Origin of the sequence: Acinetobacter sp. ANC 3832, from assembly GCF_002135415.1 — a bacterium.
Classification (GTDB): Bacteria; Pseudomonadota; Gammaproteobacteria; order Pseudomonadales; family Moraxellaceae; genus Acinetobacter.
The window spans coordinates 115,624-127,634 of the sequence record NZ_NEGJ01000009.1 but is presented as its reverse complement, the minus strand read 5'-3'; the positions used below and the strand labels follow the sequence as shown (position 1 = coordinate 127,634).

The following is a 12,011-nucleotide window of genomic DNA, read 5'->3' as shown; positions in this document are numbered from 1 at the left end:
CAAACTACTATACAAATCAAGTGTTATTAACGCTTTAATTGTATAAAATTTAATCAAAAATATTTAACACATATCTAACTTATCTCTTTTACCTAGCTTGGTAATTGCATTTCTTAAATTATGTGCCAAATTACTAACATCATAATTAGTCTTACTAGTTATTTTATATTCAAAAGGCGTAAGACCTTTCAAATCAGATGCTAGTTTTTGTTCCACGCCACGTGGTAATGCTATAAATGTCCGTTTTCTTGTTAATAAGCCCATAAATAAACCTAGCTCGAAAATTACATTATCCCTAGGCGCTCTTTGCTCAATTTCTCTAGATATTGTTATATCATCATCTTGTAAAATAGCCAATCCAAAATCTGACTCTTGCACAGCTCTTTCTAATGCTTCAAGTGTATAATCACCACCATTAAACACACTAGTTTCATTCCAAATCGTTACATCAAACTCATCATAATCAAGTTGAGACTTTACATCTCTTGCTATATTTAATGATTCTACAGTACTGATGATAAATAATTTTGGTCTTTCACTTTGCTTTTCAATCAATTCATTTCTTTGATTTAATCGTTGTGACAAATCAACAGCTAATAACTGATATATTTTTGGATATTTTTGCGCTAATTCATTAAAGGCTTTAGCATTTACTTTCAATGCCACAGTAGTAGTATTTGCAATAGCTGTAGCAGATCTAGGTTGTGTAGCATCAAGTGCAGACATTTCCCCAATACTTATACCTGCCGTTCTTTTATAAGGAAATTTATTACCATACACTAATAAATTTACTTCACCTGCAATGATAAAAAATACGTCTTGATCATAGTCGCCTTGTGTAAGGATGGTATCACCCTCAGCAAATTCCACTAATTCACCATGTTCTACTATATCCTCAGCCATTTGTTTATCGTGTTGGACTAATGTTTGCGGTAATAGCGCCTCAACAAGTACTGGTTTATCTGTAAAGCGATCTTTAAGTTGCATTTTTTCCACCTTATTTTATTTAAATTCACACCTCTTCATAGTCTTACAACAAATGACTTCGCAATCTTTTCTAAAGCTATCCCAAAATTCTAGTTCAGCTTTATCCAATAAAAAGTCATTAATTGCCACCATGAAAATCACTGTTGCACAGTTTTTAGGGCATTTACCAATACTTATATGTTTCTTTAAACCATGATCATCACAAATACATGTGTAACGCTTATTAAGGACTTGATCTTCATTGCCAACTAGAATCAGTTCATCATTAGCATAAACATGATAAATTTTTTTCTTGTCACTATTTAGTTCAACAACTTTTAATTGCTCTAAGGTTACACCCAGCAAATTATTCTTAAATTGATCAAAATAATGCTCAACTACTTTTTGATATTTTGCACCATCACCATGTGCCCATTGTTTAAAATCATCGATGGGCCACACACCATTAAGTTCACATTTATACTGTGCTTCTAAAAAATATTGGACTGTTCGTACCCATTTTTCTATAGGTAAATTTATTAGATCTTCATGCAAACCTAAGCAAAAAAAACCACCATTATTAATATGCCTATTAGGACATAAGTTAGGGTAACGCCTATTAGTTGCTTTCACTTTAAGTACATCATTTTCAGCATGTACTTTTAGTTCTTCAATACGGGCATCACCACCATCAGTATAAAATTTCAACTCAAAAATAATCGTATTTTCATCTATTTGTTGAATAGAAATTTTCTTGTTAATTAGGTAACCAACTAAATCATTTAAATTTGGCATGTGCTTTTAGGTCAGTATTTACATATGGCGCTGATTCATACAAGCTACTTTTCTTGACTGTATTATTATTTTCATCAGCTTGATCGGCAGACTTAATTGACTCATAGGTTAAATCAACAGTAACTTGATTTTTAAATAAACTCTTATACTTATCACTCAAATTATCATATGCATCTGTACCAATTTTAGTAGCATTACCCTTGCAAACTTTTTGCGCTTCTTCTGATTCAATTGTAGATATTCCAATTGCATAACGTGAAGTATCATTTCGTTTACCAATTCGTGTTAACGATACATCACCTATCTCATATCCAATTGCTAGTCCTAAATCATCAATACCATCTATTGCAAAACATTCATTCAATTTATCCAAACACATATTAAAGCTACTTCTAATACCAGCAACAGCCTCTGTAGCAACATCTACCGATTTATCCTTTTTGGTTTCAACATGTGATCCTTCACAAACTAGTCCATGCAAACAATCACCAATAAAACGGACACGACGTCCTTTATAGTCATTGCTTAGTGTTGCATCCATTTCAGATCGTAAAACGTGTAAAGCTCTAATAATGTCTTTTTTACCTTCATCTGAATTAATATTCGCACTTACAAAATTTGTAAATCCATCAATGTCGGCATAAATTGATACTATTTCCTGGTGCTTGGCTGATTTATAGTACAAATCATCAAAATCCAAATCTTTTAAAGGAGGGGTAGTTCTACTAAAACTAAAATCATTTAACTTTTTATCATTATTTTTTAACTCTTTCATAACATCATCACATGTCAAATCTAAATCTGCTGCATTCTTAGATGCTTCAATTTCATCAGACTTTAATTTAACTTTTTTAGTATCTTTATTCTCATCTAAACTCAAGCCAATGACATCTCGGGCATTAGTAGTTAAATAAATTCCTACATTGCTTCCACATGCATGTTTTGCAGCATGATTTGCAGGATCACCTAAAAATAAAGGCTCACGATTACTTCTACGTCCATTATTAACGGCAAGGGCTAAACCTGTATCAATACCAATACGAATATCCGCTGCTTCAATTGCCTCATCCCCATCAACTTCACGATTTTTTTTAACAGATTCGATAATCAAATCTGCTATTGCTATAGCCTTATTAATACGATCCTTTTCATATTCATCACCATATGGTTTAGCAATTACAGCATGTAATCTCTGATTATGAAAATCAACAAAAATGCTATCTGTTCGGTCTAATATAAATTTTATACCACGCACATGCGAATCAAAGAAACGTATAGCCCGTTTATGCGTTGTAGATGATTCAGTTCCATTTGCTGTTGTTAATATACCCGCTAAGTTAAGGATATCTACATATAAATGTACTGCATTCATTGAGTACGCTTCGTTAACTTTTATACTCGATAAATTTTTATCGCGGGTATATTCTTTAATTGTGACTTCTTTAACAGCACCACAAAGACTATCGATATGATCTTCCGCACGTGATTTATTCCACTTGTAATACATAATTTTTGATTCTTAAATTTATTGAGTTATATTTTAAGTGAGGATGCTTTTTTAAGTTTCAAGTCACTTTGTTTTTTATTTTATTTGCAACATAAGCTTATGATTATTTTAAATTAAATTAAACTATCAAAACCAAGTACATTTACCCAAACCACCCTTAGTACTCAGGCTTTGATATAACACTAACTTACCACTTAAGCCACTTTAAGCACTTAACACGGCGTTGGGATCATTAGCTGATTTTTTATTACACCACCAATTCTCCAAGTCCTGACGATCAAAGTAAACGGATGCTTGTCTAGTAACACCCTCTTTGATAGGTCGTGGGAAAGATACGTCTGTTTGTATTAGTTTAGCCAACTTGTCCGCTTTGATTGATAAAATATGGCACACTTCATTTTTTGTTAGTCTTAGTTTTTGCATACATCCTCCTTTGGTTTTTTATTATTAATATTATCTATATTGATATTATAATCTTGCATAAATTTTACTCTTTTACGATGGATTGTTGACCGTCCATATAGAAGATTAATATCCCCACATAACAAGCAATTATAAAACTTCCTATCTGTTTTATTTTTAATGGCTCAATTACATAATTAAAATTTGGTATTTTTAATTTTTTTAAATGGATTTTAAAAAATATATCTAAATGATCTACATCATGCCATTTCCAAGCAAACATCAAATCCCAATCTTTTAGCTGTCTATAATAAATTTTAATCTCAGCTCTAATCATGACATCAGCAAGTGCTTTTAATTCAGGATTCACAATGTCCTTTTTAATCCTTTTTTGATCTATCTCTTTACCTTTATGATAATAACCTAGTACCCACCGTTTAGATGATTGACCAAAATAAACTCCATTTTGATATATGGTTTTAGGTTTATATGGATAATAACCACCTTTTTTTAATTGATCTAAATAATTTAAAGCCAATTGTTTATTATCAAAGATTAAATCCTGTTTAATATGGGTTTGATAGATACGATATTGACCTTTTTTAATGATATCTAATTGTTCATCTGTTGGCTCAATTAATCCCATCTCAATAAATCTTTTAACTACATCTAAGACCAAATCGTCGATACTGGCACATCCTGTAATGTTTTGACCATTTAACCATTTATAAAAATTACCACTGATCTTTAACCTATCATCTACAGATTTGACTTTTAAAACATGTTTATTATTAGACTCTATATACAAAGGACTATAAGATTTTTGTGCTTTACCAAAATCATGGTTCTCATCCAAATAGATTGTTAACCCTTTAGACAACTTCTTTGGATCATGTGTTACATCAACAACTACATCTAACCAATCTATATTAATTTTATTTTTATACATTTATTTATCTCCTTTATAATATTTTTTATTATTTTTAATATACTTAAAATAAAAAGCATCTAAATTAATATCAAAAAAATACACATGACTATTTTTTAATAAGTCAAAAAACACTTAAAGGATTAGATATAAAAAGGTAGGTATACTAAATTTTAAAAATGTTATAATTATATTATGTCAAAATGCAACAAATGTACTATTAATATTAACAATAGGTGATTATTATACTCCATTTTTTCATCAAACTCAAGTTGACCAAATTTAACTCTATTTTCACTACATTTAATTATCAAAATAGCAAAAATTATTTTAATTAAAACCTATTAAAATAATCCCCTCATATCATTTAATCCAATTAATCTAAAAAATTTAACGCTGCACAAACTGATCAAATGTGTAATTACCTAATTATCCGCTTTAGACTAGATGGCAATATCGTAAACAAATGACCATATAAAAAATAAAGACATCGTAGATGCTTTTTTAGCACTACCGTCGTTCCATAAAAAGGTAATTCGAGATATGATTATTGCGTTGTCCAATAACTCCACAAAAACATAAAAATATATTTGTTTTACAATCAATTATAAACTGACATGATACACCAATTTTTTTACCTCATCTTGATACTCATTCCAATCCAAAACGACTTGTCCATATTGGGTAAAGACATCATATTCGGGGTTGTTCTCATCCAATAAAATAATTTTGGGATATCTTTGCTGTAATTGGCTTATGTCCAATTGATCTAATTTAGGGTAAATCAAGCCATAGCCCAGCCAATGTTGTACAGCAAGGGCTAAAACCTGACTATTTTCATGCTCAGTTTCAGCCATAATGACATTGGGATCAAACACCGCAACTTGATAATGACAATCATCTGTTACTTGTATGTGTAATAATCTAAAGCCTAATTTAGTCGATTTTGAACTATCATACGCTGATATAAATTGCATAATATTTTACCCTTAATTTTTTTATTACGCAGCAGTCTCTCCAAATTCATTATCCAAAACAGTATCTTCAAAAAAATTTGCAAGTAATTGTTTTTGTTTATCAGTTAGATTTAGTTTGATTGCCAAATCATCTATTGATTGATTGTTTTCAGGTACTTCAGTTGATATAACATTAACTAAACTATCTAAATAGTTTGCCCATGTTTGCATCATAGCTTTACGTTGTTTTAAATAGACTGCCTTGTTATATATATCTTCGACACCACCAACTTTATGGGCAAGTGCAGACTCCACCCATTCACGCTGAAAACCATGTTCACGCAATGCCGTACTCAAAATATTCCTAAAGCCGTGGGGTGTTTGTTTTCCTTTATACCCCATATCTTTTAATGCTTTGCCAAAGGTATTTTCAGATATGGGTTGGTTTGCTTTCAAACGACCACGAAATAAATAAGGACTATCTCCACTATAACTTTTTAATTCTTGCAATAAATCTAATGCTTGGTTTGATAAGGGGATAGTATGTTCGATCCGTTTTTTCATACGATGGGCAGGGATATTCCATAATTTGTTATCAATATCAAATTCACCCCATACCGCTTTTCTCATTTCGTTAGGTCGACAACCAAACATAAGTGACAATTGTAATCCTATAGATGTTTGACGACTTTTAAATGCATGGATTACCTTTAATAAGTTTGGTAACTCTTCCACCGTAACATGGGGCATATTTTGACTTTTATGCTTTTCTAAAAATTTTTCAATCCCCACTACAGGGTTATAGTCTATTCTGCCTGTTACTTCGGCTAGGTCATAAATATCTTTACACAAACCTCTTACACGATTACCCATCTCAATAATCGGCTTGCCAGTTTTTGGGTGGGGCTTTTGCTGGATTTGCTTAAATAACTCCAACCATTCTTTCTTGGTAATCTTTCTATAGTCTCTTTTTCCCATCACATCATAAACATGATTGGTTAATGCTCCTTCATTTCTTACCCTTGTTCCATCCGTCCAAGTTTTACCATTACAATACTCTAATGCTAATTTCTTAAAAGTATATTCACCATTTTCAATTTGCTTTTGTTGATTTTTATAGTCGATAGGGTCAATACCATCAGCAATTTTTTGTAGCCACTCTTGTGCCTGTAATCTTGCCTGTTTTCCACTAACTTCAGGATATGTACCTAAGCCTAACCACGTCCATTTTCCACTAGCTGGACTTTTATATCTTAAATCCCATCGTTTATTACCTTTAGGACTAACAACAAAATGAAGATTATCACCATCATTGATTCTATATTCTTTAAGCTCTGCTTCTAATGATGACAAAACAGCATCTTTCATTGGCTTCTTAATATTTGCTGATCTTTTCATGGTATTACTTTACTTCTTGTATAGTGATAATCAACCTAACTCAGATTATACACAAGACTATACATAGAAGCATACATTGTATACCATTATAAAAAGTTATATACAGGCATAAAAAAAGGCTTAACCCTTGAGGATTAAGCCTTTCCACTTTATATTCACTCATATTCGTGTATATAAAGTTAGTGTTTTGGTGGAGATGGCGGGAGTCGAACCCGCGTCCGCCAGCACTACGCTCGAGAATACTACATGCTTAGATATCGTCAATTATTTTAACCCGTTGTGACCCGACGAACAGGGTACTAAGGCGATCCTCTAGATTTAGTACAAAGCCCCGAGGCGTGGCTTTAATACGGACTTGTGTGCGTGCGCTTCAGTCGGTCTCTCTAACCACAAGTATTCGGAGAGGCGGACAAGCTGCCCTTAGGCAGCTAGAGCGTATGATTCGTCGTTTGCGACTAAAAAATGCAAATTTGATTTACGAGAGAAAATGCGCTCTCGGCATGCATCTATGAGTTTCATCACCAGCGTCGAAGCCAGGAACATCCCCAAAGTACAGTCGCATCTTAGCATAAATATAGAAAATTACTATGTAATTTATAAGCATCTATACAACAAGAGGCGATTAATTACATAATTGCACCAATATCACTTTTTTCAAGAGTAAAAATAAAAAAGATGAGCTATTTACTTGCACTCGATCAAGGAACGACATCTAGCCGAGCAATTATCTTTGATGAACATGGAAAAGTTCATGCAAGTGCTCAGCGAGAAATCCAGATAAAAACCCCCCATTCAGGTTGGGTTGAACAAGATGCACAAGAAATTTGGACGACACAAATTGCAGTCGTTCAACAAGCCATTGCATCAGCTCGCTTATTGGCGAAAGACATTAAAGCATTGGGGCTTACCAATCAACGAGAAACAACAGTGGTTTGGGATAAACGCACAGGGCGACCACTCGCACCTGCAATTGTCTGGCAAGACCGTAGAGCTGTTGAGTGGTGTAATCAACTTTTACAGAAAAATTTATCACAGCAAATTCATCAAACCACAGGTTTACGAATTGACCCATATTTCAGTGCAGGAAAGTTGGTGTGGTTACTGGAAAATGTGGATGGCTTAAGAACTTTAGCCAATCAAGGGCATGTTGCTTTTGGCACCATTGACAGTTGGCTCATTTGGAATTTAACCCAAGGTGCTGAACATGTTATAGAAGCGAGTAATGCTTCAAGAACGATGTTAATGAATCTGAAAACTCAGCAATGGGATGATGCTTTATTAGAAATATTTGATATTCCAAAAAGTGTATTGCCTAAAATTATCAGCTCAGATGCTTATATTGCCAATACAGCAACGGGTTTATTGGGGGCTGAGATTCCAATTGCAGGGATATTGGGAGATCAACAATCTGCACTGTTTGGGCAGTCTTGTTTTGAAGTTGGTACAGCGAAAAACACCTATGGTACGGGGTGTTTTATGCTGTTTAATACAGGTTCTGAAATTCAATACAGTAAAAATCAGCTACTCACGACTTTGGCTTGGAATTGTCAAAATAACAGTCATTATGCGCTAGAAGGGAGCGTTTTTATGGCAGGGGCAATTGTGCAATGGTTACGTGATGGTTTAGGTATTATCAAAAATAGTGCTGAAGTTGAAAAACTCGCTTGCCAAGTTAAAGATACTGATGGTGTCGTTCTCGTCCCTGCATTTACAGGTTTAGGTGCGCCACATTGGGACAGTGAGGCACGTGCATTATTATGTGGCATGTCTAGAGGGACAAATAAAGCACATATTGCACGTGCTGCGTTAGAAGCAATTGCTTTTCAAGTTTCTGATGTATTAACAGCTATGCAATCTGATATTGATAAACCATTAAAAGAATTACGTGTGGATGGTGGTGCAAGTCAAAATGATATGCTTATGCAGTTTCAAGCAGATATTTTAAATGTGCCTGTACTGCGTCCTAAAATGCTGGAATCTACAGCATGGGGTGCAGCAGCTATGGCAGGTCTAAGAGTTGGTTTATTTAGTGATTTGAAGCAAATTGCAGAATCTTGGCAACTCGATCGAGCTTTTGAACCCAATATGAATGAAGATCAGCGAGCACAACATTTACATCAATGGAATGATGCATTGAGTCGAACGAAATCTTCTTAATATGTGGGACATCTTAGGTAAATATTCAAAACTTCTTTATTTTTCTGTTTGAAGGTGGAATAAAGAGGTTTTTGCAAGAAACGTATTGAATTATTAATATTCAAATATTAAAAAATGATGGTTAATAATGAAAAAATCACTCTAATATTTTGCTGTATTTTATCTGCATGTTCTTTAAGCCCAGATACAGCAATTCAAAATAAAATGGCAGATGCATATAGTCTGCATAATGATGATATTGAACAACGTGCTGAGCAAATTGGATCATTCTTAAGAGATTTAAAAGTCGAAGGATATATCCATAAAAAACCAGAAGCATTACGTGTCGACTTAGTATATGACACTTATTTAGTACATAAACCTTTAAGTTTTAAAGGGCAAAAGGTTGTGGTACTTGAGGAGGAATACTTTACTCAGTGGGTGGGCTGTTGCATTGCCCCTGGTGGTAGTATTTATTTTGAAAAAACCAAAGATTTAAAAGAAATTCAAGATTATGCCAAACAAGCAAAATGTAGGGTTTCAAAAGCTGATGAATTATTAGAAACGTTGAAAAGAGATGGTGTAAAGAATCATCTGCCAAAGGCGGAGTATTATGAATTACGTTGTAAAGATATGGGCTAATTGAACGATTGGAAAAAAATATGAATTATTCAAAATGAGCTTAGAATGATCATAAAATCAAAAGAAACTTTATGATCATTATTTATTTTAAAGAGTAATTGTTGCGCCTAACGCTTTGATAAATTGAGCCATCCAAGCAGGGTGAGCAGGCCAAGCAGGCGCTGTCACTAGATGACCATCGGTCACTGCATCTGTCACAGGAATATCTGCATATTGACCGCCTGCAAGTTTTACTTCCGCAGCACAGGCAGGGTAAGCAGAGCATAATCGACCTTTCAGTATATCAGCCGCAGCTAGAAGTTGCGCACCATGACAAACTGAAGCAATTGGTTTTTTGGCAGCATCAAATTCACGTACGATTTCAATAACACGGTCATTCATACGTAAATATTCAGGCGAACGCCCACCTGGAATCACTAAACCGACATAATCGTTTGTATTTACAGTTGAGAAATCATAATTAATTGCAAAGTTATGACCACGTTTCTCACTATACGTTTGGTCACCTTCAAAATCATGAATCGCTGTAGCAATAGTGTCCCCAACTTTTTTGTCTGGACAGACTGCGTGTACGGTATAGCCTAAGCCAGTGAGAAACTGATATGGCACCATGGTTTCATAGTCTTCTGCATAATCGCCAACCAACATTAAAACTTGTTTAGACATAGATTAAACCCTCGATAGAATAATAATTTTTGCAAGTTATCGATTAAAAAATAGCATAAGCAATGAATGTTTTTAAGGCAGAGGATTGAATCTTTAGTCGTAGTTTCTTATTCGATTTTTTAGGCGTTGATGCTTCTGTCAATAAGATTTAAATCATCACGATTATTTAAATTTTATAAAATTAGATTGCAATGATGAAGTGAGTTTTTAATGGATTTATCTGATGATTAAGTCAAGTTTGGTTACAGAAATAGAATAGAACAATCGAAAAATTATCAAAAAGATAACAACTACTTAAGCAAACTTAAGTTTTTAGGATTAGTATCAAAGGCATAGCATAGCCAAAATAATATTTAAGGAAAGCCAAGCTAAATGTTTAAGTCCTTTTTTCCAAATCCTAAGTGGTTTTTTAGTTCATTTGTGTTGTGGTTTTTTATTAACCTTGCATTGTGGTATTCAGGCGGTAATTCATGGGGGACGTTTATTGGTTTTCCAGCAGATTATGCAACGGCTGAGTTGCCTATTAGTGTCAGCCGTTTTTGGTCAGCACAGTTTATTTGGTTCTATTTATGGTTCTTCATTTCAACTGCCATTTTTGCTACCTTTTGGAAAATAAAATCAACCAATCCATGGCAAAGATGGTCTGTTTGGGGCTCTGCATTTATTTTATTTAATATTTGGTTTAGTGTACAAGTCAGTGTTTCTATTAATGCTTGGTATGGTCCATTCTGGGATTTAATTCAGAAAATGCTCAGCAGTGGTGGTGGAGATATTCAGCAATTATATATGGGAACCTTAACGTTTCTTTTAATTGCAATGGTTGCGGTTACAGTTGCAGTGATTAATTCATTTTTTGTTAGCCATTATATTTTCCGTTGGCGTACTGCAATGAATGAATATTATACGGAACATTGGTCACAATTACGTGTTATTGAGGGTGCTTCACAGCGTGTGCAGGAAGATACCATGCGCTTTGCTACAACCTTGGAAGCACTTGGAGTCAGCTTTATTAAAGCAATTATGATTTTAATTGCCTTTTTACCTGTACTTATTCAATTATCCGAACATGTCCCTATATTGCCGATTATCGGTGAAATAAAATATTCTTTGGTTTGGGCTGCTGTAGGATGGGCCGTTTTTGGTACAGCATTATTAATGGGTGTCGGGATTAAATTACCAGGTTTAGAATTTAATAATCAAAAAGTTGAAGCCGCATATCGTAAAGAGTTGGTTTATGGTGAAGATTATGAAGAGCGAGCACAACCACAGACGTTAAAAGAATTATTTAGCAGTGTACGTAAAAACTATTTCCGTCTGTATTTTCATTATGCCTATTTTAATTTAGTCAGCACTTGGTATGCACAGCTGGATGTTTTATTCAGTCTAGTTGTCTTATTCCCATCTATTGCAGCAGGAACAATGACTTTAGGTTTGCTGAATCAGATTGGTAATGTCTTTGATAAAGTTCGTGAATCCTTTCAGTATTTGGTTAGTTCATGGAAAACAATTATTGAATTACTTTCTATTTATAAGCGTTTAAAAGCTTTTGAGGCAGTTCTTAAAGATTAAATCTAATATAAAAAAGAGCCCGCAAATCGCGGGTTTTTTTTATGCA

11 protein-coding genes and 1 other RNA gene are annotated in these 12,011 nt (G+C 33.8%); 3 read left to right on the top strand and 9 right to left on the bottom strand.

Translation table 11 applies throughout. The features are described 5' to 3' along the window. Positions 1 to 63: 63 nt before the first annotated feature. From B9T35_RS13120 to ssrA, 8 genes are all read right to left on the bottom strand, one after another. A complete protein-coding gene (locus B9T35_RS13120; RefSeq protein ID WP_086191556.1) occupies positions 64 to 987 on the bottom strand; it encodes a TIR domain-containing protein in 924 nt (307 codons plus the stop codon). Between the two features lie 15 nt (positions 988 to 1,002). Beyond that, a complete protein-coding gene (locus B9T35_RS13115) occupies positions 1,003 to 1,761 on the bottom strand; it encodes an E2 domain-associated cysteine-rich protein (RefSeq protein WP_086191555.1) in 759 nt (252 codons plus the stop codon). Beyond that, entirely contained in the window at positions 1,745 to 3,268 is a 1,524-nt protein-coding gene (locus B9T35_RS13110) for an adenylate/guanylate cyclase domain-containing protein (protein ID WP_086191554.1), read from the bottom strand. Before B9T35_RS13110 ends, B9T35_RS13115 begins: the two co-directional genes overlap by 17 nt. Positions 3,269 to 3,472: 204 nt before the next feature. Next, the gene (locus tag B9T35_RS13105; RefSeq protein ID WP_086191553.1) at positions 3,473 to 3,691 is read right to left on the bottom strand and encodes an AlpA family transcriptional regulator; all 219 of its coding nucleotides are present in this window, start codon (positions 3,689 to 3,691) and stop codon (positions 3,473 to 3,475) included. A 64-nt stretch (positions 3,692 to 3,755) separates the two neighbouring features. Beyond that, positions 3,756 to 4,619 (bottom strand): phage/plasmid replication protein, II/X family, encoded by an 864-nt coding sequence (locus B9T35_RS13100; RefSeq protein WP_228147146.1) that lies wholly within the window; start codon positions 4,617 to 4,619, stop codon positions 3,756 to 3,758. 584 nt (positions 4,620 to 5,203) lie between these two features. Then, on the bottom strand, positions 5,204 to 5,575 hold the full coding sequence (locus tag B9T35_RS13090) for a hypothetical protein (RefSeq protein WP_086191552.1): 372 nt from the start codon (positions 5,573 to 5,575) through the stop codon (positions 5,204 to 5,206). 24 nt (positions 5,576 to 5,599) lie between these two features. After that, entirely contained in the window at positions 5,600 to 6,952 is a 1,353-nt protein-coding gene (locus tag B9T35_RS13085; protein ID WP_086191551.1) for a tyrosine-type recombinase/integrase, read from the bottom strand. A gap of 188 nt (positions 6,953 to 7,140) precedes the next feature. Next, positions 7,141 to 7,499, bottom strand: a transfer-messenger RNA (tmRNA) gene (ssrA, locus tag B9T35_RS13080). 128 nt (positions 7,500 to 7,627) lie between these two features. Here ssrA and glpK point away from each other — a divergent pair. Together glpK and B9T35_RS13070 are read left to right on the top strand one after the other, a co-directional pair. Beyond that, entirely contained in the window at positions 7,628 to 9,109 is a 1,482-nt protein-coding gene (gene glpK / locus B9T35_RS13075; protein WP_086191550.1) for a glycerol kinase GlpK, read from the top strand. A 114-nt stretch (positions 9,110 to 9,223) separates the two neighbouring features. Next, positions 9,224 to 9,730, top strand: a complete 507-nt coding sequence (locus B9T35_RS13070) for a hypothetical protein (protein ID WP_086191549.1) — start codon at positions 9,224 to 9,226, stop codon at positions 9,728 to 9,730. An 87-nt stretch (positions 9,731 to 9,817) separates the two neighbouring features. Here the strand turns inward: B9T35_RS13070 and B9T35_RS13065 are convergent, their stop codons facing one another. Further along, positions 9,818 to 10,396, bottom strand: coding sequence for a DJ-1/PfpI family protein (locus tag B9T35_RS13065; RefSeq protein ID WP_086191548.1), 579 nt, complete (start codon positions 10,394 to 10,396; stop codon positions 9,818 to 9,820). 372 nt (positions 10,397 to 10,768) lie between these two features. Here B9T35_RS13065 and sbmA point away from each other — a divergent pair, with 372 nt between their 5' ends. After that, on the top strand, positions 10,769 to 11,965 hold the full coding sequence (gene sbmA / locus B9T35_RS13060; RefSeq protein WP_086191547.1) for a peptide antibiotic transporter SbmA: 1,197 nt from the start codon (positions 10,769 to 10,771) through the stop codon (positions 11,963 to 11,965). Positions 11,966 to 12,011: the final 46 nt, after the last annotated feature.

Coding starts and splice junctions, on each gene's coding strand:
- B9T35_RS13120 (WP_086191556.1), bottom strand. CDS start 987: ATGCAACTTAAAGATCGCTTTACAGATAAACCAGTACTTGTTGAGGCG.
- B9T35_RS13115 (WP_086191555.1), bottom strand. CDS start 1,761: ATGCCAAATTTAAATGATTTAGTTGGTTACCTAATTAACAAGAAAATT.
- B9T35_RS13110 (WP_086191554.1), bottom strand. CDS start 3,268: ATGTATTACAAGTGGAATAAATCACGTGCGGAAGATCATATCGATAGT.
- B9T35_RS13105 (WP_086191553.1), bottom strand. CDS start 3,691: ATGCAAAAACTAAGACTAACAAAAAATGAAGTGTGCCATATTTTATCA.
- B9T35_RS13100 (WP_228147146.1), bottom strand. CDS start 4,619: ATGTATAAAAATAAAATTAATATAGATTGGTTAGATGTAGTTGTTGAT.
- B9T35_RS13090 (WP_086191552.1), bottom strand. CDS start 5,575: ATGCAATTTATATCAGCGTATGATAGTTCAAAATCGACTAAATTAGGC.
- B9T35_RS13085 (WP_086191551.1), bottom strand. CDS start 6,952: ATGAAAAGATCAGCAAATATTAAGAAGCCAATGAAAGATGCTGTTTTG.
- glpK (WP_086191550.1), top strand. CDS start 7,628: ATGAGCTATTTACTTGCACTCGATCAAGGAACGACATCTAGCCGAGCA.
- B9T35_RS13070 (WP_086191549.1), top strand. CDS start 9,224: ATGATGGTTAATAATGAAAAAATCACTCTAATATTTTGCTGTATTTTA.
- B9T35_RS13065 (WP_086191548.1), bottom strand. CDS start 10,396: ATGTCTAAACAAGTTTTAATGTTGGTTGGCGATTATGCAGAAGACTAT.
- sbmA (WP_086191547.1), top strand. CDS start 10,769: ATGTTTAAGTCCTTTTTTCCAAATCCTAAGTGGTTTTTTAGTTCATTT.